19 protein-coding genes are annotated in these 21,465 nt (G+C 74.5%); 15 read left to right on the forward strand and 4 right to left on the reverse strand.

Features of this window, described 5'->3' with window-relative positions; translation table 11 throughout:
- The first annotated feature begins 62 nt into the window (after positions 1 to 62).
- From EDJALFJO_RS19895 to EDJALFJO_RS19930, 8 genes are all read left to right on the forward strand, one after another.
- A complete protein-coding gene (locus EDJALFJO_RS19895; protein ID WP_143448667.1) occupies positions 63 to 617 on the forward strand; it encodes a MarR family winged helix-turn-helix transcriptional regulator in 555 nt (184 codons plus the stop codon).
- Positions 614 to 2,344 carry an ABC transporter ATP-binding protein gene (locus tag EDJALFJO_RS19900; RefSeq protein WP_088288050.1) on the forward strand — a complete coding sequence of 577 codons (1,731 nt, stop codon included), beginning with the start codon at positions 614 to 616 and terminating at the stop codon, positions 2,342 to 2,344. The genes EDJALFJO_RS19895 and EDJALFJO_RS19900 overlap by 4 nt, the downstream gene beginning before the upstream one ends.
- A 62-nt stretch (positions 2,345 to 2,406) precedes the next feature.
- Complete coding sequence (locus tag EDJALFJO_RS19905; RefSeq protein ID WP_088288113.1) at positions 2,407 to 4,362, forward strand: ABC transporter ATP-binding protein; 1,956 nt, start codon at positions 2,407 to 2,409, stop codon at positions 4,360 to 4,362.
- A 111-nt stretch (positions 4,363 to 4,473) separates the two neighbouring features.
- Positions 4,474 to 4,725 carry a DUF4242 domain-containing protein gene (locus tag EDJALFJO_RS19910; RefSeq protein ID WP_088288051.1) on the forward strand — a complete coding sequence of 84 codons (252 nt, stop codon included), beginning with the start codon at positions 4,474 to 4,476 and terminating at the stop codon, positions 4,723 to 4,725.
- A gap of 58 nt (positions 4,726 to 4,783) precedes the next feature.
- Positions 4,784 to 6,607, forward strand: coding sequence for a tetratricopeptide repeat protein (locus tag EDJALFJO_RS19915; RefSeq protein WP_088288052.1), 1,824 nt, complete (start codon positions 4,784 to 4,786; stop codon positions 6,605 to 6,607).
- Between the two features lie 123 nt (positions 6,608 to 6,730).
- Complete coding sequence (locus EDJALFJO_RS34475) at positions 6,731 to 7,192, forward strand: hypothetical protein (RefSeq protein ID WP_088288053.1); 462 nt, start codon at positions 6,731 to 6,733, stop codon at positions 7,190 to 7,192.
- Positions 7,189 to 9,168: a delta-60 repeat domain-containing protein gene (locus tag EDJALFJO_RS19925; RefSeq protein ID WP_088288054.1), complete on the forward strand. Its 1,980-nt coding sequence runs from the start codon at positions 7,189 to 7,191 to the stop codon at positions 9,166 to 9,168. Before EDJALFJO_RS34475 ends, EDJALFJO_RS19925 begins: the two co-directional genes overlap by 4 nt.
- 85 nt (positions 9,169 to 9,253) lie before the next feature.
- Entirely contained in the window at positions 9,254 to 9,817 is a 564-nt protein-coding gene (locus tag EDJALFJO_RS19930) for an O-methyltransferase (RefSeq protein ID WP_088288055.1), read from the forward strand.
- A 7-nt stretch (positions 9,818 to 9,824) separates the two neighbouring features.
- On the opposite strand, the gene EDJALFJO_RS19935 is transcribed toward EDJALFJO_RS19930, so the two are convergent.
- A complete protein-coding gene (locus tag EDJALFJO_RS19935; protein WP_198950476.1) occupies positions 9,825 to 10,871 on the reverse strand; it encodes a calcium/sodium antiporter in 1,047 nt (348 codons plus the stop codon).
- A gap of 72 nt (positions 10,872 to 10,943) precedes the next feature.
- On the opposite strand from EDJALFJO_RS19935, the gene EDJALFJO_RS19940 reads away from it, so the two are divergent.
- The 5 genes from EDJALFJO_RS19940 to EDJALFJO_RS19960 all read left to right on the forward strand — a co-directional run bounded on the left by EDJALFJO_RS19940 (position 10,944) and on the right by EDJALFJO_RS19960 (position 16,326).
- Entirely contained in the window at positions 10,944 to 12,200 is a 1,257-nt protein-coding gene (locus EDJALFJO_RS19940; RefSeq protein WP_088288056.1) for an alpha-hydroxy acid oxidase, read from the forward strand.
- A 76-nt stretch (positions 12,201 to 12,276) separates the two neighbouring features.
- Complete coding sequence (locus tag EDJALFJO_RS19945; protein ID WP_088288057.1) at positions 12,277 to 13,293, forward strand: acetamidase/formamidase family protein; 1,017 nt, start codon at positions 12,277 to 12,279, stop codon at positions 13,291 to 13,293.
- Between the two features lie 30 nt (positions 13,294 to 13,323).
- The gene (locus EDJALFJO_RS19950) at positions 13,324 to 14,085 is read left to right on the forward strand and encodes an SDR family NAD(P)-dependent oxidoreductase (protein ID WP_088288058.1); all 762 of its coding nucleotides are present in this window, start codon (positions 13,324 to 13,326) and stop codon (positions 14,083 to 14,085) included.
- Positions 14,086 to 14,389: 304 nt separating this feature from the next.
- A complete protein-coding gene (locus EDJALFJO_RS19955; RefSeq protein WP_088288059.1) occupies positions 14,390 to 15,751 on the forward strand; it encodes a PAS domain-containing protein in 1,362 nt (453 codons plus the stop codon).
- A gap of 41 nt (positions 15,752 to 15,792) precedes the next feature.
- A complete protein-coding gene (locus EDJALFJO_RS19960; protein WP_088288060.1) occupies positions 15,793 to 16,326 on the forward strand; it encodes a DUF1707 domain-containing protein in 534 nt (177 codons plus the stop codon).
- A 3-nt stretch (positions 16,327 to 16,329) separates the two neighbouring features.
- On the opposite strand, the gene EDJALFJO_RS19965 is transcribed toward EDJALFJO_RS19960, so the two are convergent.
- Both EDJALFJO_RS19965 and EDJALFJO_RS19970 read right to left on the reverse strand, forming a co-directional pair.
- Positions 16,330 to 16,758 (reverse strand): hypothetical protein, encoded by a 429-nt coding sequence (locus EDJALFJO_RS19965; protein WP_088288061.1) that lies wholly within the window; start codon positions 16,756 to 16,758, stop codon positions 16,330 to 16,332.
- A gap of 105 nt (positions 16,759 to 16,863) precedes the next feature.
- Positions 16,864 to 17,778, reverse strand: coding sequence for a DMT family transporter (locus EDJALFJO_RS19970; protein ID WP_143448669.1), 915 nt, complete (start codon positions 17,776 to 17,778; stop codon positions 16,864 to 16,866).
- A gap of 168 nt (positions 17,779 to 17,946) precedes the next feature.
- On the opposite strand from EDJALFJO_RS19970, the gene EDJALFJO_RS19975 reads away from it, so the two are divergent.
- A complete protein-coding gene (locus EDJALFJO_RS19975) occupies positions 17,947 to 19,629 on the forward strand; it encodes a penicillin-binding transpeptidase domain-containing protein (RefSeq protein WP_143448670.1) in 1,683 nt (560 codons plus the stop codon).
- 3 nt (positions 19,630 to 19,632) lie between these two features.
- Here the strand turns inward: EDJALFJO_RS19975 and EDJALFJO_RS19980 are convergent, their stop codons facing one another.
- Positions 19,633 to 20,553: a family 16 glycosylhydrolase gene (locus EDJALFJO_RS19980; RefSeq protein WP_088288064.1), complete on the reverse strand. Its 921-nt coding sequence runs from the start codon at positions 20,551 to 20,553 to the stop codon at positions 19,633 to 19,635.
- A 74-nt stretch (positions 20,554 to 20,627) separates the two neighbouring features.
- Between EDJALFJO_RS19980 and EDJALFJO_RS19985 the strand changes: the two genes are divergently transcribed.
- Positions 20,628 to 21,458: a bifunctional 2-polyprenyl-6-hydroxyphenol methylase/3-demethylubiquinol 3-O-methyltransferase UbiG gene (locus EDJALFJO_RS19985; RefSeq protein ID WP_088288065.1), complete on the forward strand. Its 831-nt coding sequence runs from the start codon at positions 20,628 to 20,630 to the stop codon at positions 21,456 to 21,458.
- The last annotated feature ends 7 nt before the right edge of the window (positions 21,459 to 21,465 follow it).

A 21,465-nucleotide genomic window follows, 5' to 3' on the forward strand; every position in this document is an offset into this window, starting at 1 on the left:
ATCCGCTTGACCTCCCGAAACGGGATTGCGGGGCTAACAGTTGCGGGGCTAACGTTCTCCGCGTGGATCCCGCGGAGCGTCCGGCCGGCTGTCACGTGACGGCCGGTGCTCCCCTGACCACCCAGGTCCACGAGGCGTTCCTGCGGCTGGTCCACCGGCAGCGGCTGCTCCTGCAACGCGTGCTCTCCCGCCACGAGCTGCACCCCGGTCAGGCGATGTGCCTGCGGGTGCTCGCCCAGCGGGACGGCGTCAGCCAGCGCGACATCGCCGAGATGCTCATGCTCTCCGCCCCGACCGTCACCCGGATGCTCCAGCGGATGGAGCGCTCCGGGCTCGTCGAGCGGGCCACCGACCCGGACGACGCGCGGCAGACGGTCGTCCGGCTCACCCCGGTGGGGACCGGCCTGCAGGCCCTCGTCGACACCGCGCTCACCGAGTTCCTCGACCGCTCGCTGGCCCGGCTGCCCGAGCAGGACCTGCGCGACCTCGCGCGGCTCATGACCGCGTGGTGCGAGACGGCCGACCTCGAGGACGCCGCGACCGGTCCGTTCAGCCCCGACCCTGCATCGTCCGACCCTGGATCGTCCGGCCCCGTGCCGGCGGAGGGAGCCCCGTGACCCGGCTTCTGCGCACGTATCTGCAGCCGTACCGGCGGCAGGTGTGGATCGTCGTCGTCCTGCTCCTCGTCCAGGCGATCGGCAACCTGCTCCTGCCGAGCCTCAACGCCGACATCATCGACAACGGCGTCGTCACCGGCGACACCGGCTACATCGTGCGGACCGGCGGTGTGATGCTCGCGGTGACGGCCGGGCTCGCGCTGGCCGCGATCGCCGGCGCCTGGTACAGCGCGCTCGCGTCGATGGGCTTCGGCCGGGACGTCCGGTCGGCGATCTTCCGCCGGGTGCAGGGCTTCTCGCTGCGCGAGGTCAACGACTTCGGGGCGCCGTCCCTCATCACGCGCAACACGAACGACGTCCAGCAGGTGCAGCAGGTCGTCCTCATGGGCCTGGCGTTCATGGTGTCCGCGCCGATCACCGCGGTCGGCGGCGTCATCATGGCGCTGCGCGAGAACGTCCGGCTGTCCGGCCTCATCGCCGTCGTCATCCCGGTCATGCTCGCGTTCATCGCCGTGATCCTCAGCCGGGCCATCCCGCTGTTCCGCGCCGTGCAGACGAAGATCGACCGGATCAACCAGGTCATGCGCGAGCAGCTCACCGGTGTGCGCGTCGTCCGGGCGTTCGTCCGGACCCGGCACGAGGAGGCCCGGTTCGCCGAGGCGAACGCCGACCTCACCGACACGACGCTGCGCGTGACGCGGCTCTTCGCCCTGACGATGCCGGCGATCATGTTCGTCATCAACGTGTCGAGCGTGCTCATCGTGTGGTTCGGCGGCCGCCTCATCGACAGCGGCCGGATGCAGATCGGCGACATGACGGCGTTCCTCAGCTACATGATGCAGATCCTCTTCAGCGTCATGATGGCCGTGATGATGGCGGTCATGGTGCCGCGCGCCGCGGCGTCCGCCGAGCGGATCCAGGCCGTGCTCGACACGGTCCCCGCGGTGCACGACCCCGAACGGCCGGTCGAGCCCGGCCCGCCCCGCGGCGTCGTCGAGCTGCGGGACGTCGAGTTCGGGTACCCCGGCGCCGAGGAGCCCGTGCTGCGCGGGGTCAGCGTGCGCATCGAGCCCGGCCGGACGACGGCCGTCGTCGGCAGCACCGGCTCCGGCAAGACGACGCTCGTCAACCTGCTGCCGCGGCTCTACGACGTGACGGCGGGCGCCGTGCTCCTCGACGGCGTCGACGTCCGCGCGATGCGCCAGGAGGACGTCTGGCGCCGGCTCGGGATCGTGCCCCAGAAGGCCTTCCTCTTCAACGGGACCGTCGCGACGAACCTGCGCTTCGGCCGCCCGGACGCGACCGACGAGGAGCTGTGGCACGCCCTCGAGGTCGCCCAGGCCGCGGACTTCGTCCGCGCGATGCCCGACGGCCTGGACTCGCGGGTCGACCAGGCGGGCGCCAACTTCTCCGGCGGCCAGCGGCAGCGGCTCTCCATCGCCCGCGCGCTCGTGCGCCGTCCGGCCGTCTACGTCTTCGACGACAGCTTCTCCGCCCTCGACTACGCGACCGACGCCCGGCTGAGAGCCGCGCTCGCCCGGGAGACGACGCAGGCCAGCGTCGTCATCGTCGCCCAGCGGATCAGCACGATCCTCGACGCCGACAGCATCGTCGTCCTCGACGGCGGCCGGGTCGTCGGCACCGGCACCCACGACGAGCTCTTGGAGTCGTGCCCGACGTACGCGGAGATCGTGTCGTCCCAGCTCGCCGCGGCAGGTGCGGCGTGACGGCCCAGACGGCCGCGCGCGGCCCTGCGGCGGGCGGTCCGGCCCGTGGCCCCGGCGGCCCGATGCGCGGCCCCGGTGGCGGGCACGGCCCGATGGGCGGCATGGGGATGCCGACGGAGAAGGCCCGGGACGCCGGGGCGACGGCCCGCCGGCTGCTCGCCCGGCTGCGCCCCGAGCGGATGCTCATCGGCCTCGTCATCGGCTCCGCGGTCGTCGCGCAGGCCTTCGCGGTGGCCGGCCCGAAGCTCCTCGGCAACGCGACGAACATCCTGTTCGCCGGCGTCGTCGGCCAGCAGCTGCCCGCGGGGGTGACCAAGGAGCAGGTGATCGAGCGGCTGCGCGCCGCGGGGGACACCACCCAGGCCGACATGCTCTCGGCGATGGACGTCGTCCCCGGCGTCGGCGTGGACTTCGGGGCGCTGCGCACCTCGCTGCTCGTCGTCGTCGCGGTCTACGTGCTCTCGTCGCTGTTCATGTGGGTCCAGCAGTACGTCATGGCGGGCGTGACGCAGCGGACGATCTTCCTGCTGCGCGAGGAGGTCGACCTCAAGCTCGGCCGGCTCCCGCTGCGGTACTTCGACTCGCACCCGCGCGGCGACATCCTCTCCCGCGTCACGAACGACATCGACAACATCAGCCAGACCCTCCAGCAGACGCTGACGCAGCTCATCACGAGCCTGTTCTCGGTGCTCGGCGTGCTCGTCATGATGGTCTGGATCAGCCCGCTGCTCGCGCTGATCTCGCTCGTCAGCGTGCCCCTGTCGATCGTCGTGACGATGCTCGTCGCGAAGCGCTCGCAGCCGCAGTTCGCGCTGCAGTGGAAATGGACGGGCACGCTCAACGGCCACGTCGAGGAGACCTACTCGGGGCACGACCTCGTCAAGGTCTTCGGCCGCAGCGACGCCTCGCTCGAGACGTTCGACGCGGCGAACGAGGAGATGTACAAGGCCTCGTTCAAGGCCCAGTTCGTCAGCGGGATCATCATGCCCGCGATGAACATCATCGGGAACCTGTCGTACGTCGGGATCGCCGTCCTCGGCGGGCTGCGGGTGGCGTCGGGCGCGATGTCGCTCGGCGACGTCCAGGCGTTCATCCAGTACTCGCGCCAGTTCACGATGCCGATCACCCAGCTCGCGAGCATCACGAACGTCGTCCAGTCCGGCCTGGCCTCGGCGGAGCGGGTCTTCGAGCTCCTCGACGAGCCCGAGGAGGAGCCGGACGACCCGGAGCCCGTCGTGCTGCCGACGCCGAGCGGGCACGTCGTCTTCGACCGGATCTCCTTCCGCTACGAGGCCGACAAGCCGCTCATCGAGGACCTCTCCCTCGAGGCGCTGCCCGGCCAGACGGTCGCGATCGTCGGCCCCACCGGGGCCGGCAAGACGACGCTCGTCAACCTGCTCATGCGGTTCTACGAGCTGGACGGCGGCCGGATCACCCTGGACGGCGTGGACGTCCGCCGGCTGACCCGCGACGACCTGCGGCGCTCCTTCGGCATGGTGCTGCAGGACGCCTGGCTCTTCGGCGGCACGATCCACGACAACATCGCGTACGGCGCGACGGACCCGTCGGACGAGCAGGTGCTCGAGGCGGCCCGGGCGGCGCACGTCGACCACTTCGTCCGGACCCTGCCGCACGGCTACGACACCGTCCTCGACGACGACGCGAGCAACGTCAGCGCGGGGGAGCGGCAGCTCCTGACGATCGCCCGGGCGTTCCTCGCGGACCCGTCGATCCTCATCCTCGACGAGGCGACGAGCTCGGTGGACACCCGCACCGAGGTGCTCATCCAGGAGGCCATGAACCGGCTGCGGCACGGCCGGACGAGCTTCGTCATCGCGCACCGGCTCTCCACGATCCGCGGCGCCGACACGATCCTCGTGCTCGAGTCCGGCCGGGTCGTCGAGCAGGGCGACCACGAGACGCTGCTCGCGCGCGGCGGGGTCTACGCCGACCTCTACCGCAGCCAGTTCGCCCGCAGCGGCGCGGACGACGAGGTGACGGAGCAGGCCGGCCCCTGACGGTCGCCGTGCCGGGTCCGGCGTCACACGCACCGTCAAACACCGGCCCGGTGCGATGGGTCCACCAGCCCCGCCGACCGGCGGCGGGGCGCGGACGACAGGACCCGTCGAATGCCACTGTTCATGGACATCCACACGATCGAGGGAGGCGTCAGCGGCGCCGACGTCGCCGGCGCGCACGCGGCGGACCTCGCCACCCAGGACGCGCACGGCGTCCACTACCTGAAGTACTGGGTCGACGAGGAGGCCGGGAAGATCTTCTGCCTCGTCGACGCGCCGTCGGCCGACGCGGCCAACGAGGTGCACCGGAAGGCGCACGGGCTCGTCGCCGACGAGATCTTCCCGGTCAGCGAGCACGCGTGACCTTCGGCGCCGGCGGGTACCGTGCACACGTCCGGACCCGCCGGCGCCGGGGGACCGCGTGAACCTCACCGTCAAGCTGCTCGGCCGCCCGGCCCTCCTGCGCGGTGCCGGGCCGGCCTACCAGTTCCGCAGCCGGAAGAGCTGGGCCGTCCTGGCCTACCTGCTGCGGGCCGAGCGGCCGCCGAGCCGCAGCCAGCTGTCCGCGCTGCTCTTCCCGGACGCCGACGACCCGGCACGCGCCCTGCGCTGGAGCCTCGCGGAGGTCCGGCGGGGCCTCGGGGCCGGCACGGTGCTCGAGGGCGACCCGCTCGTCCTGCGGCTCCCGCCGGGGACGGTCGTCGACCTCGACGTCGTCACCCGCGGTGCGTGGCCGGACGCCGTCGCCGCAGTCGACGTCGAGGCAGAGCTGCTCGAGGGCCTCGCCGTGCGCGGCTCCGCGGCGTTCGACACCTGGCTGCTCGGGCAGCGCCGGCACGCGTCGGCGGCCTGCGAGGCGGCGCTGCACGAGGCGGCGCTCGGGGCGATGTCCGCCGGGGACCTCCCGGGCGCCACCGCGTACGCCGTCCGGCTCGTCGCGCGGGAGCCGCTCGACGAGAACCACCAGGCGCTGCTCATCCGGCTCTACCGGACGGCGGGCGACGACGAGGCCGCCCGGGCACAGCTCGAGACCTGTACGGAGCTGCTGGCCCGCGAGCTCGGGGTCGAGCCCGGGCCGGTGGTCATGGCCGCGATGCGCCGGCCGCCGCAGGGGCTTCCGGGCGTCACCGACGAGGCGGACGTCGACGCGCTCGTCGAGGCCGGGGTCGCCGCGGTCTCCGCGGGCGCCGTCGACGCCGGCATCACCTCGCTGCGGACCGCGGCCCGGTTCGCCGACGCCGGGGGCCTCACCGGGTTGCGGATCCGGGCCCGGATCGCCCTCGGCGAGGCGCTCGTGCACGCCACCCGCGGGCTCGACGAGGACGGCCTCGCCGCGCTCCACGAGGCGGACCGGATCGCTGTCGACGCCGGCCGCACCGAGGCCGCCGCCCAGGCGCGCGCCGAGCTGGGGTACGTCGACTTCCTGCGCGCCCGGTACGACCGCGCCGAGCGACACCTCGCAGACGCGCTCGCGCTCGCCGGGAGCTCGCCCGCGGTGGCGGCCAAGGCCACGACCTACCTCGGCTCGGTGGCCGCGGACCGTGCCGACTACCCGCGGGCGCTCGCCCTGCTGCCCGAGGCGGTGCGGCTGGCCCGCCTCGCCGGGGAGCCGCGCCGCGAGGCCTACGCCCTGTCGATGCTCGGCCGGCTGCACCTGCTGCGCGGGGACCGGGACGAGGCCGCCCGGCTCCTCGACGAGGCCGTCGCGCTGGCGACCGCCGAGCACTGGCTGTCGTTCCTGCCGTGGCCGCAGGCGATCCGCGGCGAGGTCCAGCTGCGGCGCGGTGACGCGGACGGCGCCGCGGAGCTGCTCCGGCAGGCCTTCGCGCGGGCCTGCCGGCTCGGGGACCCCTGCTGGGAGGGCATCTCCGGTCGCGGGCTCGCCCTCGTCGCCGAGGCCACGGGGGACGCGGACCTCGCGTTCGGGCTCCTCGCGGACGCCGCCGCCCGCTGCGTACGGCTCGCCGACCCGTACGTATGGCTCGAGGCGTACATCCTCGACGCGCAGTGCGAGCTCGGGGTGCGCCACGGGCACCCGGCGACGACGGTCTGGGTGGGGCGGCTGCGGGAGCTGGCCTCCCGGGCCGGGATGCGCGAGCTCGTCGTCCGCTCGCTGCTCCACGGCGCTGCGCTCGGCCGCACGGGCGACCTGGAGAGCGCGGTCCTGCTCGCCGCGGACCTGGACAACCCGGCGCTCACCGCCGAGCTCGACAGGTCCGCCACGGGGCGGACATACGGCTCGTAGTACGACGTACCGACCCCCTCCTCGCCACCCATCGGGATGCTGTGCGGCCGTCGCCCTTCAGTCCCCCGGCTCCCCGAGCCGATCCCAGACGCAGGATCGGGACCGGACAGGAGCTGGGAAGCCGTGTTGTCGAAGCGAGGGGCCGTCGCGGCCCTGCTGTTCACCGCGATCGTGCCGGGCGTCACCGGGTGCTCCGGGCCCGCGGACGACGGGACGCACACCCCGGCGACCTCCTCCGCGACGGCGGCCGCGACCCCGACCGGGCCGGCCGTGCAGCCCATCGAGACCGCGACGCCGGTCGCGTTCGACCGCGACGCGGCGACGGCGAAGGCCCGCAACGAGATCGGCGAGCCGTGGCGGCTCGACGCAGCAGGGGCCACCGCGTGCGCCCGTGCGGAGTTCGCGTTCCGGTCGCCGGAGACCGGTGGCGACCTGGCCGCGCAGCTGAAGCAGCTGCGCTCGGCCGTGAAGAAGACGAAGAGCACGAGCCTGCGGGACGCCGTCACCGCGCTGCCCGCCGGGGCCGCGGCCACCGACGTCCGCAGCGTCCTGGAGGTCTGCACGGCGATGGGGTACCAGCTGTGAGCCGCCCGCTCGGCAGGGTCGCCGTCGCCGTGGCCGCCCTCGCCGTCGCGGGGCTGTCCGCCGCGGCGCCGACGGCCTCGGCGGCGCCTGCCTCCGCTGCTGCCGCGGCCCCGCAGCGCGCCGCGACCGTCGGCGTCGACCAGCCGGCCGTCGACCTGTCGACGCTGAACATGGTGCCGACGGCGATGGGCGGCGTCCTCACCCCGGATCCGGCCCGCACCCAGACCTCGAGCATCGCCAGTTCCGTGTGGTCGATCCGCCAGGCGGGCACGAAGATCTTCGTCGGCGGGATGTTCCTCGACGTCAAGGCCGACGCGGCGTCGTCCGCCGTCCGGCAGCCGTTCCTCGCGGCGTTCGACCTCACGACCGGCGCCTGGGACTCCTCGTGCCGCCCCGCGCTCGACAACGCCGTCTACGCCCTGGCGGTCTCCCCGACCGGCTCGCTGCTCGTCGGCGGCGAGTTCACCACCGTGAACGGCGTGGCCCGCCCCGGGCTCGTCGCCCTCGACCCCGCGACGTGCGCGGTCGACCCGACCTTCCCCGACACCGTCGAGCGGCCCTACTCGAACCAGCGCGCCGCCGTCCGCGACCTCGTCGTCGCCGACGGCAAGCTCTACCTGGCGGGCAACTTCTCCCGGGTGAGCGGCCCGAACAGCACGCACACCGGGGTCTTCAAGGTGGCCCGGGTCGACGCGACGACCGGCAAGCTCGACACCACCTTCAAGCCGGAGGTCACCGGCTCGGGCGTGTGGGGCATCGCGGTCGACGTGCCGCGCAACCGGGTGCACCTCGGCGGCTGGTTCTCCGGCGTCGCCGCGGCCTCCGGCACGAGCAACTACGCCGTCGTCGACGGCACCACCGGCGCCCTCGTCACCGGGCTGACCGCCCGGCCGCGCAACAACACCGCGCGGATGGAGGTCTACGACGTCGAGCTCGGGACCGCCGACCGGGTGTACGTCGGCGGCTCGGAGCACATCCTCCAGATGCTCGACGCCGCGACCGGTGACCAGCTCGCCTTCTCGCACACCGGGTACAACGGGTGCGAGGCGACCCGCTTCACATGGTGCAACTACATCGGCGCGGGCGGGGACTTCCAGGTCGCCGAGCGGATCGGGAAGTACGTCTTCGGCGGCTGCCACTGCAACGACGACTACGTCGGCACCAGCCCGACGCACTACAGCTCGGTGACGAGGACGTTCACCAAGCACAAGCACCTCATGGCCTACGAGGCCGGCACCGAGACGCTCGTCGACTCCTTCCGGCCCGACGTCGACGGCGCGGTCGAGGGTGCGTGGGCGGTCGGCAGCGACACGAACGGCTGCCTCTACGTCGGCGGCGACTACACCAAGGGCGGTGCCGCGGCCGGGCGCTCGATGTGGGTCTCCGGCATCGCGAAGCTGTGCCCCAAGGCTGCCCCCAAGCCGGCCGGCGACACCACCGCGCCGACCGCGCCGAAGAACGTCGAGGCCGTCGACCTCGGTGGCGGGGTGTTGCAGGTGCAGTGGACCGACTCCACCGACGCCGTCGGGGTCGACCACTACCGGGTCGCCGTGACCGGTGGCGCGTCGGTCGACGCGGCCGCCGGCCCCGCGAAGGTCACGGGCGTCCCGGCCGGCTCGGCCACCGTCACCGTGACCGCGCTGGACGCCGCCGGGAACATCTCGGCGGGCGCCGCGGTGAGCATCGCCACCGGCAGGACGGGCGGGGACACCGCGTCCCCGACGGCACCGACCGGCCTCGCCGTCTCCGCCGCGGCCGGGGGTGCCGCGCTCACCTGGACGCCGAGCACCGACGCCGTCGGGGTCAAGAGCTACCTCGTCTACCGCGACGGCACGTACGTCGGCTGGTCGGCGACGCCGGCCTGGACGGACTCCGCCGCCCCCGCGGGCACCGAGCTCACCTACACCGTGCGGGCCACCGACGCCGCGGGGAACCGGAGCGTGAAGTCGGCGGCGGCGACGGTGACGCTGAAGTAGCCCGTGCCAGGATCGGCCCCGTGACGGGGACGGGGACCGGGGCGACGGATGGCGGGGTGACGGACGGCGGGACGCCGGCGCGCGGGTGCCGCTCCGGGCGCAGCAGGCCCGGGCCGCGGCGCAGGCCGCCGGGTTCGCGTGGAGCTGCAGCGACCCGACCGGCCGGCTGCTCGCGACGCTGGCGGCCGCCAAGCCGGGCGGCCGGGTCGGCGAGTCCGGCACCGGGTACGGGGTCGGCGCGGCCTGGTTGCACAGCGGCATGGGTCCGGCCGGGGCGGTCCCGGTCGGCACGCTCGTGACGGTCGAGCGCGACCCGGAGCGGGCACGGTCGGCCGCTGCGCTGTTCGCGGACGACGCCCGGGTCCGGGTGCTCAGCGGCGACTGGCGGCTGCTCGCCGACCACGGCCCCTTCGACGTCCTCTTCTGCGACGGCGGCGGCAAGCGGGACGACCCGGACGCCGTCGTGGACCTGCTCGCCCCCGGCGGCGTCCTCGTGCTCGACGACCTCACCCCGACCGACGACTGGCCGCCCCTGTACGAGGGCCAGGTCGACACGCTGCGGGTCCGCTACCTGACCCACCCGGCCCTCGTCGCCGTCCCGCTCGCCGTGGCCGCCGCCGAAGGGGTGGTGGTCGCCGTCCGGCGCTGACGGCAGGTCAGCCGTTGAGCGCCGGCAGCACGGCGACGTAGGCGGCGACGAGCACCGCGCCCTCGACCCGTGTGACGCGGTAGCGCCGCCACATGAAGAGCATCGACAGCACCCCGGCGCCCATCATGACGAGCGAGCCGGTGACGACGAGGGCGTCCCCGCCCGGCCGCCCCGGGGCGAGCAGCGCGACGAGCGCCCCGACCGTCAGCGCGTTGAAGATGTTGGAGCCCAGCAGGTTGCCGACGACGAGGTCGCTCTCGCCGCGCCGTGCGGCCTGCGCCGCGGTGAGCAGCTCGGGCAGCGAGGTCCCCACGGCGACGATCGTCACGCCGACGAACCCGCCGGACAGCCCGGTCGCGGTCGCGATGCCGAGCGCACCCTGGACGAGCAGCTCCGCACCGGCGAGGGTGCCGACGAGCCCGCCGAGCGTCCGCCAGACCTCGCGACGGAGCCGGACCGGCTCCGGCGAGGTGGCGGTGTCCCCGGGCGTGGCGTCGTCGTCCGGGTCGGCGAGCATCTCGAGCACCTCCTGCGCGAGCTCGGGGTCGGGGCCGGCCGGTTCGAGCACCGAGGGCACGAGGTTCGCGTCGTCCGCGGCGCGCCTGTCGCGCGCCGTCCACCGCAGCAGCAGGGCCAGCGAGGCCGCCATCGCCGCGGCGAGCAGGACGCCGTCCCGCCGGGTCAGCCCGTCCTGCAGGAGCAGCGCGAAGAGCCCCGACGCGGCCAGGCTCAGCGGGACCTCGCGGCGGACGACGGTCGACCGGACGCCGATCGAGGCGACGAGCGCGGCGACCCCCAGCACCAGGGTGAGGTTGGCGAGGTTCGAGCCGATGACGTTGCCGACCCCGACGTCCGCCGCGCCACCGGCCGCCGCGAGCCCGGACACGAGCATCTCCGGCGTCGAGGTGCCGAAGCCGATGACGACGACGCCGACGACCAGCGTCGGGACGCCGAGGTGGGCGGCGACCCGGGACGCCCCGAGCACGAGGTGGTCGGCGGACCAGGCCAGCAGGGCGAGGCCGGCGACCACGGCCAGGGGGAGGGCGGGGTTCACGCGCCGAGGCTAGGGTGCGCGGGAGCGGGGGGACAGGGCCGCCCCGGCAGCGGACGCGAGGAGGCGGCACGCATGGCAGGTCAGCGGGCGGACGGGAGCGCTCCGGGCCGGGTGCCGGTGGAGCGCCGGCTGCCGCGCTGGGCCGAGGTCAGGCCGCTGCTGCAGCTGCGCCCGCCGTCCCTCGACCGCACGGCCGCCCGGCTCGCGGCCGCGGCGTCCGTGGCCGACGTCCGGATGCTCGCCTGGCGCCGGACCCCGCGGGCGGTCTTCGACTACACCGACGGCGCGGCCGGCACCGAGGCGGCGCTGCGGCGCTCTCGCAGCGCCTTCGCCCGGGTCGAGCTGCGGCCGCGGGTGCTCCGCGACGTCTCCGAGGTGGACCTCACGACGACGGTCCTCGGGGCGCCGGCCGCGGCCCCGTTCGCCTTCGGCCCCACCGGGTTCACCCGGATGATGCACCACGAGGGCGAGCCTGCGGTCGCCCGCGTCGCCGAGCGCGAAGGGCTGGTCTACGCGCTCTCGACGATGGGGACGACCTCGGTCGAGGCGCTCGCCGAGGCCGCGCCGTCCGGGCGGCGCTGGTTCCAGCTCTACCTGTGGCGCGACCGCGAGGCGAGCGCCGACTTCGTCCGGCGGGCGCACGCGAGCGGCTACGAGGCGCTCGTCCTCACCGTCGACACCCCGGTCGGCGGGCCCCGGCTGCGCGACGTCCGCAACGGGCTGACGATCCCCCCGTCGCTGACCCTGAAGACGCTGGCGGACATGGCGATCCACCCGGCGTGGTGGGCGAACCTGCTCACGACGCAGCCGCTGGAGTTCGCGAGCTTCCGGTCCTCGGGGGGCAGTGTGAGCGACCTCGCGTCCCGGATCTTCGACCCCACCGCGACCGTCGCCGACGTCGCCTGGCTGCGCGGGGCCTGGCCCGGCAAGCTCGTCGTCAAGGGCGTCCAGTGCGCGGACGACGCCCGGGCCGTCGTCGACGCGGGGGCGGACGGCGTCGTCGTCTCCAACCACGGCGGCCGCCAGCTCGACCGGGCGCCGGTGCCGCTCGAGGTGCTCCCCGAGGTCGTCGCCGCGGTCGGCGACCGGGCCGAGGTCTACCTCGACGGCGGGGTGCTGTCCGGGGCGGACGTCGTCGCGGGCATCGCCTCCGGCGCGAACGCGGTGCTCGTCGGCCGGGCCTACCTCTACGGGCTCATGGCCGGCGGCGAGCGCGGCGTCCAGCGGGTGCACGACATCCTGCGCGCCGAGGTGCGGCACACGATGCAGCTGCTCGGGGTGACCCGGGTCGCCGACCTCGGACCGGAGCACGTGCGCCTGCGCGCGTGACCCGACCGGGCCAATCCGCGCCGGACGACCCGGCGGGCCGTTGGCCCGGGGGTCGCCGCACCCCTAGATTTCGCGCATGGACGTCGTGGAGTTCACCCCCACCTTCGAGCAGTTCGCCTACACCTTCGGCGGCGCGGCCCCCGTCATGCGGGTCAGGCCCGGCACCGCGCTGCGGCTGTGGAGCGAGGACGCCTTCAACCATGCGCTCACCGGGGTCGCGGACCTCTCGAGCGAGAAGGTCGACCTGCGCTACGTCAACCCGCAGACGGGCCCGTTCTGGGTCGAGGGCGCGGAGCCGGGGGACACCCTGGCGATCCACTTCGTCGACCTCACCCCGGCGCGCGACTGGGGCGTCTCGGCGGCCATCCCGTTCTTCGGGGGCCTGACGAGCACCGACCGGACGGCGATGATCCAGGAGGCGCTGCCGGACACGACGTGGATCTACCACCTCGACCGGGCGAAGAACACCGTCGCCTTCGAGGCCCGGCACTCCGACCTCGTCGTCGAGCTGCCGGTGGCGCCGATGCTCGGCACGGTCGGCGTCGCCCCGGCGGCCGGCGAGGTGCGGACCTCGCTCGTGCCGGAGCGCTTCGGCGGCAACATGGACAGCCCCGAGATGCGGGCCGGGACGACGTGCTTCCTGCCCGTCAACGTCGAGGGCGCGCTGTTCTCGATCGGTGACGGCCACTACCGGCAGGGGGAGGGCGAGGCCTGCGGCACCGCCGTCGAGGGCGCCATGACGACGACCCTCATCGTCGACCTCGTCAAGGGCGGTGCCTCGCCGGCCGGCACCTGGCCGCGGCTGGAGACCGACGACCACTGGATGGCGGTCGGCTCGTCGCGGCCCATGGAGGACTCCTGGCGGATCGCCCAGGTCGAGATGGTCCGCTGGTTCGAGCAGCTCTACGGGCTGCACACGATGGACGCCTACCAGCTGCTCTCGCAGATCACCGAGGTCCCGGTCGCCAACGTCGTCGACGCCAACTTCAGCGTCGTCGTCAAGGCGGCCAAGGGTCTGCTGCCCGCCCGGGACGCGTTCGGCGGCATCCACGCCGACCTGCGCGCCCGGGCGGCCTCGCTCGGCGCGATGTAGTCCACCCCTCCTCCCAGTCGAAGGACACTCATGGATCTCCAGCTCGCCGGCCGCAGGTGCGTCGTCACCGGTGGCACCAAGGGCATCGGCCGCGCCGTCGTCGAGGGCCTCGTGGCCGAGGGCGCGCACGTCGCCTTCTGCGCCCGCGACGCCGGCGAGGTCGCGGCGGCGAACGCGGCGATCGGGGCCGCCGGCGGCACCGTCTTCGGCAGCGTGTGCGACGTCGGGGACGGCGACGCGCTCACCGCCTGGGTCGCGGCCGCGGCCGGGCAGCTCGGCGGCATCGACGTCGTCGTCTCGAACGTCAGCGCACTGGCGATCCCGGACACCGACGAGAACTGGGAGGCGTCCCTGCGGGTCGACCTCATGGGGACCGTGCGCCTGTACAAGGCCGCGATGCCGTTCCTCGAGGCGAGCGACGCGGCGTCCGCCGTGACCGTCTCGAGCGTCTCCGGCCGGGAGGCCGACTTCGCTTCGGGCCCGTACGGCACTGTGAAGTCGGCGCTCATCGGCTACACCGGGGGGCTGGCTCTCCAGAACGCCGGGAAGAACATCCGCTTCAACACCGTGTCGCCCGGCAACACGTACCACGAGGGTGGTGTCTGGAGCCAGATCAAGAACGGCAACCGTGAGCTCTACGACATGGCCCTCGGGCTCAACCCCACCGGCCGGATGGGGACACCGCAGGAGATGGCCGCCGCGGTCGTGTTCCTCGCGAGCCCGGTCTCGAGCTTCACGACGGGTACGAACCTCGTCGTCGACGGCGCGCTGACCCGCGGCATCCAGTTCTGACGCTCCGGTTCTGACGGTCCGGTTCTGACGGTCCGGGCGCAGGCCTACAGCCCGCGCCACCCGTGTCCCCAAGGGGCCTTTGGTCACGGCAAGTGACCAAAGGCCCCTTGTCGCGTCTGTGGGTGAGGCAACGTCGACCCCTTGGTGCGCCGTGGTGACGTTCTGGCGGGAAAACATCTGATTCCGGTGCCAAGTCAGTCGCAGAGAGTACAGAATACTGTCCGCTAGGTAATCGGGCTGCCCGGGTGACGTCTATGGAGCGGCCGAGGCGGACACGTCCACGCCGGAGCGAACGGGAGGTCCCATGGCGCTCACCACCGCCGTCCAGCCGACGGGCGCCGAGCGCGTCGTCCTGCCCGACGAGCTGTTCTTCTCCACGACCGACCGCCGCGGGATCATCCGCGCGGGCAACTCGGTGTTCGCCCGCATCTCCCGCTACCCGCTCGAGGAGCTCATCGGGAGCCCGCACAACATCGTCCGCCACCCCGACATGCCGGGCGGCGCGTTCCGCGTCGTCTGGGACCGGCTGCTCGCCGGCCTGCCCGTCGCGGCGTACGTCGAGAACCTCGCCAAGGACGGCTCGACCTACTGGGTCTTCGCGACGATCACCCCGGTCCGGGACGGCTTCCTCTCGGTCCGGACGGCGCCCGCGAGCCCGCTGTACGACCCCGCCCGGCGGCTCATGCGCGCCGTCCGCGAGGACGAGCGCGAGCTCGCCCGGCGCGAGGGCCTCGGCAAGGCCGAGGTGGCGGACGCCGGGGCGCTGGCCCTGGAGCGCCGGCTCGCCGAGCTCGGCTTCGGCTCGTACGACGAGTTCATGCTCGAGGCGCTGCCCGCCGAGGTGGCCGCCCGCGGTGACCTCGTGAAGAACCGCTTCGCCCGGCCGCTGGCCACCGGCGCCGCGGCCGACATCCTCCTGGGGGCGACCGGGCTGGACAACACGCTCGTCGACCTCGTGGGCCGGCTCGACGCCTACCGGGCGCTCGCCGACGCGCTCGGCGAGTCCGTGGGCCAGGTCGCCGGCATGGCCCGCCAGCTCGACCGGACCGTCTCGGTCGCGCAGGCCGCGAGCGCGACCGTCGCGGACACCGCGCCGGTGCTGCGCAACGTCGCCGCCGTGATGGCCGCACCGATGGGGCAGGCGGTCGGCGCGCTCGACGCCCTCGCCCCGCGGCTGCAGGCCCTGCGCGAGGACGTCGCCCAGCTCCGGCAGCAGATCGCGCTGGCCCAGCTGCACGTCGACATGGTCGCCGCGTTCGCCGCCGAGTGCGTCGACGGTGCGGCGCCCGCCGCCTCGCTCGCCGACGTCCCGGTGCTCTGCGACGCCCTGCGGGCCGGGGTCGAGGACGTCTCCTCGTCCGCGCTCCGGGTGAACACCGACCTGGTCGAGGTCGGGCACCTCGTCGAGACGGCCGGCGGCCTCGTCGACGAGTTCCGTGGCTTCCTCGGGCAGTGGCGGATCCTCGTCATGCGGCACCGGCTCGGTGCCGCGCTGCGCGAGCACGTCGGCCCCATCGACGACCAGCTCGGCGCGACGTGGGACCAGCTCGCCCGGCTCCGCGAGCTCGGGGCGCACTGCCGGCGGGCGGTCGTCACGGTCGACACGGCGGCGATGGAGTCCGAGCTGGGCCTCGTGCGGCTCGCGGCGCTGCGGGTCGCGGCCTGAGGCCGCTTCCGGGCGGACCGCGCCGGGGGCAGGATGAGGGCATGACGGACCAGGGGCCGGACGGCGCGGCGGACGACGGCGGGACGGCACGCGACGAGGGCGGGCTCACCGAGGCCGACCGGGACGCCGCCGTCGCGGCGCTCGACGTCCACCGGGACGCCGGCCGGCTCGACGACGTGGGCTTCGAGGACCGCAGCGTCCGGGCCCGGCGGGCGTGGACGCGGGCCGACCTCGAGATGCTCTTCCTCGACCTGCCCGAGCCGCGCCCCGTGCTCGGCGCGGCCGCCTGGGGATCGGCGCCGGCCGCCGGTCGCGACCTCACGCCGTCCGCGCCGCCCGCCGCGCCCCCGTGGGGCCAGGACGCGACGTCCGCGCCCGTGCCGCTGAGCACGTCGCCGGTGCCCGCGCGGCCGCCGCTCGTGTCACCGCAGGCGGCTCAGACCCTCGTCGCGCTGTCGCCGTTCGTCGCCGTCGCGCTGTGGTACTTCACGGGGTCGTGGATCTTCTTCCTGCTCATCCCGGTGACCGGCGTGCTGTTCGGCGACGCCGCGGGCAAGAAGAAGCGCCGGCGCTGACCGTCAGGAGACGCTGCTCCGGGCGTGCTTCTCGGCGATGACCGCGCGGGCGTCCTCGACCGAGGCGACCTCGTACATCGCGAAGCGCCACACGTTGCCGCTGTGGATCCACCGCTTGGCGCCCATCTTCGTCCGGGCGCTCTGCGGGACGACGGTGAGGATCGCCTCGAGGCCGCCCTCGCGGTAGCGCGGGAAGACGAAGCGCATGAGGTAGTCCTGGTCCTTGGCGGACGGGACGCCGGTGGTGTGCTCGGTGTCGACGATGACGAACTTGGCCCGGCCGGACTCGACGAGGTCGGCCTGGACGTCGAGGTTGTCCTTGAAGACCCGCTCGTCCCCGAACCTGGTCCAGGTGGCGAGGATCTCGGCGGCGTCCTCGTCGAAGCGGACGGTCACCTCTCCGGGGGCGTCGTACACGACGGTGGCGGGCATGGCGGGTCACCTTCGGTCGGTGTCCGGCCACGGGCTGGGCCGGACGTCACTGGCGTCTGCCCGATGGTTATCGGTCCCACGACGCCGGCACTTGACCCCGGCCGGTCACCCGGGCGGCGGTGTCCCGGCCTCGATCCGGGCGCCCTGCGGGGTGAGGTAGAGCAGTGCGACGGCCCCGATGAGCAGGAGGGTGCCGATCGTCCCGGCGACCGTCACCGGCTCGCCGAACGCGACGACGGCGATGACGACGGCCGTCGCCGGCTCCAGGAGCGTGAGGATCATCGCGACCGAGCCCCGCACCGTCCGCAGGCCCGCGTAGAAGAGCACGTACGTGAACACCGTCGTCACGACGCCGAGCCAGGCGATGCCGACGAGCGTGCGTGGTCCGACTGGGATCGCCACCCCGCCGGCGAGCGCGAACGGGGTCACGACGAGCAGGGCCACGGCGGTGCTCGCCGCCGTGATGACGACCGCCCCGAGCCGACGGGTCAGGGGGCCGCTGACCATCGTCGAGGCCGCGTAGGAGAGCCCGGAGACGAGCGAGGCCGCGATCCCCAGCAGCGGCCGGGGCGCCGCGGCGGCGTCCGCCCCGCTCGCCGCGCAGACCAGCCCGAGCCCGAGGACCGCCGAGCCGATCGTCACGACGGTCCGGGCCGCAGGCAGCGCCCGCTCCCGGACCGACTCGACGACGGCCGCCGCGACCGGCGCGATCCCGAGCGTGACGAGCGTCCCGACGGCGACGCCGGCCTCCTTGACACCCACGAAGAAGGTCGTCTGGAAGACCGCGAACAGCACCCCGACGAGCACGAGCCGCCACGGCCGGGACGCCTCGGTGCGCAGCGCGCGCAGGCCGGGCCGGCCGACGAGGAGGAACAGCACGGTCGTCGCGAGCACGAGGCGCCAGAAGGTGATCGACAGCGTCGCGAGGCCGTCGTCCTGGAGGGCGCGGACGGCGGGGCCCAGGGTGCCCCAGAGCACTCCTGCCGCACTGAGCATGAGCATCCCGCGTCGATCCCGCACGGACGCACGCTAGCGAAAGGTGGGATCACCCGCCGACCTGTTTCCGGGCCGTCCGCCGGGGCGGGGCGGACCGGGCAACCTCCGGCGCCCGGGGCGCGTCCCCCTGCGTGGACGCCGGCCTCGGGGCCGGGTTCGACGTCCCGGGCGGTGTGGGAGAGGCTGGAGCACGTGGCAGGGTCTCGGCGGACGGTGGTCGTGCTCGTGACGGTGGGCGCGGTGCTCGCCGGGTCCGCGGTGGGTGCCGGGGTGGCGCTCTTCGGGGGCGGTGACTCCGTGCGGACGGCGGCCGCGGCGCCGAGCGCGACGCGCAGCGCGACGCCCACGCCGACCCCGACGCTCGTGCCGGGTGCGGACGACGCGGACCCGGTCGTCGCCGCGAAGGCCGTCGGCACCGCCTACCTCGACGCCTGGGAGACCGGCGACTGGCTGACGATGCAGGGCCAGCTCGACAGCAGCGGCGGCAACCTCGAGCGCGCGCTCGGCGGGATGAACGGCCGGCTCGGCGTCACCTCGGTCTCGACGGCACCGGGCGAACCGGCGGCGGACGGCGGCTCGCTCCCGTTCTCCGTGACACTCACGCTCGAGGACCTCGGGGACGTCACCTGGTCCACCGAGCTGACGATCTCCCGGAACGAGCAGGCCGCGCGCTCGCAGGTGCACTTCACCGCCGCGTCGGTGTACCCGACGCTCAAGACCGGGCAGCGGCTCGAGCTCGTCGCCTCGCCGGACAGCCGCGGCGACATCCTCGACCGCAAGGGCCGCTCGCTGGCGAAGCAGCCGGACCTCGTCGCGAACGTCATCGGACGCTACGACGCCGGCTCGGGGTCCGCGACCGGCCTGCAGCGGGTGCTCGCCGACGACCTCGGCGGCGACGAGAAGCGCTCGGTCGGCGTCGTCGACGTGCAGAACAAGACCGTGGCGAAGGTCGTCAAGACCTTCCCCGGCAGCACCCAGGTGCCCGGGGTCCGGACGACGCTCGACGTCACCTACCAGCAGGCCGCGACGAAGGCGCTCGCCGGGACCCGGTCGAAGGCCGCGATCGTCGCGATCGACGTCCGGACCGGTGAGGTGCGGGCGGTCGCGAACCGGCCGTACACCGGCGTGCCGCCCGCGCTGTCGGGTCGGTACGCGCCGGGGTCGACGTTCAAGATCGTCACGGCGCTCGCCGCGCTGCGGAACGGGAAGACCCCGTCGTCGACGGTCTCGTGCCCGACGACGATCAACTCCTACGGGAAGATCTTCAAGAACCACGAGAAGGCGCCGAACCGGTCGATGAGCCTCACCGAGGCGTTCGCCGACAGCTGCAACACGGCCTTCATCGGGCTGGCCCGGTCGCTGCCGGAGGGAGCCCTGGCCTCGGCCGCCGAGGACCTCGGCTTCAACGCCGACCAGCCGCTGCCGGTCGCCTCGTTCGGCGGCTCCTACCCGACCCCGAAGGACAACGCCGAGCTCGCGGCGAGCGCGATCGGCCAGGGCCGGGTCGAGGCGAGCCCGCTGCAGATGGCGAGCGTCGCCGCAGCGGTCGCGAGCGGCACCTACCGGCAGCCGCGGCTGGTCGCGGACTGCTCGGACTGCGTGACGACCCCGATCCCCGAGGCCGCGAAGATCCGGCCGATGATGCGGGCCGTCGTCACCTCCGGCACCGGGACCGCGGCGGCCGGGGTGCCCGGCGGCGCGGTCTACGCCAAGACCGGGACCGCCGAGTTCGGCAGCGGGACGGCACTGAAGAACCACGCCTGGTTCGTCGGCTGGCAGGGCACGACGGCGTTCGCGGTCTTCGTCGACGTCGGGGCGTCCGGCGGGGAGACCGCGGCCCCGATCGCGGCCCGGTTCCTGCGCGGCCTCGCGTAGCGCCTAGGACCCGACGCGGTCCCAGGCCCGTACCCAGTCGACCGTGAGCCGGGACGGGAACGGCGTCGTGGCGTCCGGGCTGCCCGGCCACCTGCCGCCGACGGCGACGTTGAGCAGCAGGTACGCCTCGTGGTCGAGCTCCCAGCGGTCGCCGTCCGGGAGACGGTCCTTGCGGACCCGGGCGTACTCGTGCCCGTCGAAGCTGAAGGCGACGAACTGCGGGTCCCACACGACCCCGTAGACGTGGAAACCCTGGTCGAGGGCCGACGCCACGGGCCAGTCCCGGCCCAGGCCCGGCCGGGCGTCCGGGCCGGGCAGGTGCACCCGGCCGCGGACGGTCCTCGGGACCGCGTCGACCGACTCCATCACGTCGATCTCGCCGCAGTCCGGCCAGCCCTGTGCACAGATGCCGTTGAGCCAGAACGCGGGCCACAGGCCCCGGCCCGCCGGTAGCCGCAGCCGTGCCTCGTAGGCGCCGTAGCGGTGCCTGAAGGTCGACTCGGTCGACAGGCGCGCACTCGTGAAGCCGGCGCCCTCGCGGCGGGCGACGATCTCGAGGGTGCCCTCGTCGGTGATCCGGGCGTTGCGGGTCGAGTCGGTGTACGTCTCGAGCTCGTCGTTGCCCCAGCCACCGGCACCGGTGTCGAAGCCCCAGCGCGAGCGGTCGGGGCCGGCGCCCGCCGGGCCGTCGAACTCGTCGCTCCACACGAGGCGCCAGGTGCCGTCGACCCCGGTCGGGCCGGTCGGGCCTGTGGCGGACGGCGTCGGGCCGGACGGCGTCCGGCCGGGCTCGGGGGCGAAGGCGGTCGGGTCGGTGGCGGGCGAACCGCACGCCGCGAGGAGCGCCAGGCAGGCGAGGACGGCGACGACGGCGAGGGCGGCGCCCGCCGCGCCCGCCCCGCGCCGTCCGGCCGTCGTCCGCATCCACCCACCGTAGGTGCGCGACACGTGCCGGGTGTCCCGGGACCGCTGCCGTCGCCCGGGTGGAGGATGCGCTCATGGACCGGACGAGTGGTGACCGGACGAGTGGTGACCGGACGAGCGGTGACGGCACCGCGGCCGCGCGGTGGGAGCAGGCGCTCGCGGCGTGGGGGATCCCGGAGCACATCCTCGCGCGGGCCCCGCAGTCGCCGTGGATCCATCCCGTGGCGCTGTTCGTCGCGACCGGCCAGGAGCCGGACACCCCCTCCCACCGGGCGGCGCGCGAGGTACTGCCCGCCGGCGGCACCGTCCTGGACGTCGGCTGCGGGGGCGGCCGGGCGGCCTTCGCGCTCACCCCGCCCGCAGCCCGGGTCGTCGGGGTCGACCACCAGCAGTCGATGCTCGACAGCTTCGGGGCGGCGGCGGCCGAGCGCGGGGTCGAGCACGTGGAGGTGCTCGGGGACTGGCCGGACGTCGCCGCGGTCACGCCGGAGGCGGACGTCGTCGTGAGCCACCACGTCGCCTACAACGTCGCGGCCCTGGCCCCGTTCGGCCTCGCGCTCTCGGCGAAGGCCCGGCGCCGGGTCGTCCTCGAGCTGCCGGTCCGGCACCCGCTCTCCCGGATGGCGCCCCTGTGGCAGCGCTTCTGGGACCTCGACCGCCCGCTCGGCCCGACCGCCCGGGACGCCGCGGACGTGCTGCGCGAGGCCGGTCTCGCCGTCCGGCTCGACGAGTGGGACGACCCGGCACCGCCGCGCGAGGCCGCCGTCGACCCCGCCGAGCAGGTCCGTTACACCCGGGTCCGGCTCTGCCTGCCCGCCGACCGCGACCCGGAGGTCGCCGCCGCGCTCGCGGAGCTCGGGCCGCCCGGCCCGCGACGGCTCGCGACGATCAGCTGGGACGTCTGATGCGGTG

Origin of the sequence: Kineosporia sp. A_224 (assembly GCF_002198655.1) — a bacterium.
Taxonomy (GTDB): domain Bacteria; phylum Actinomycetota; class Actinomycetes; order Actinomycetales; family Kineosporiaceae; genus R-H-3.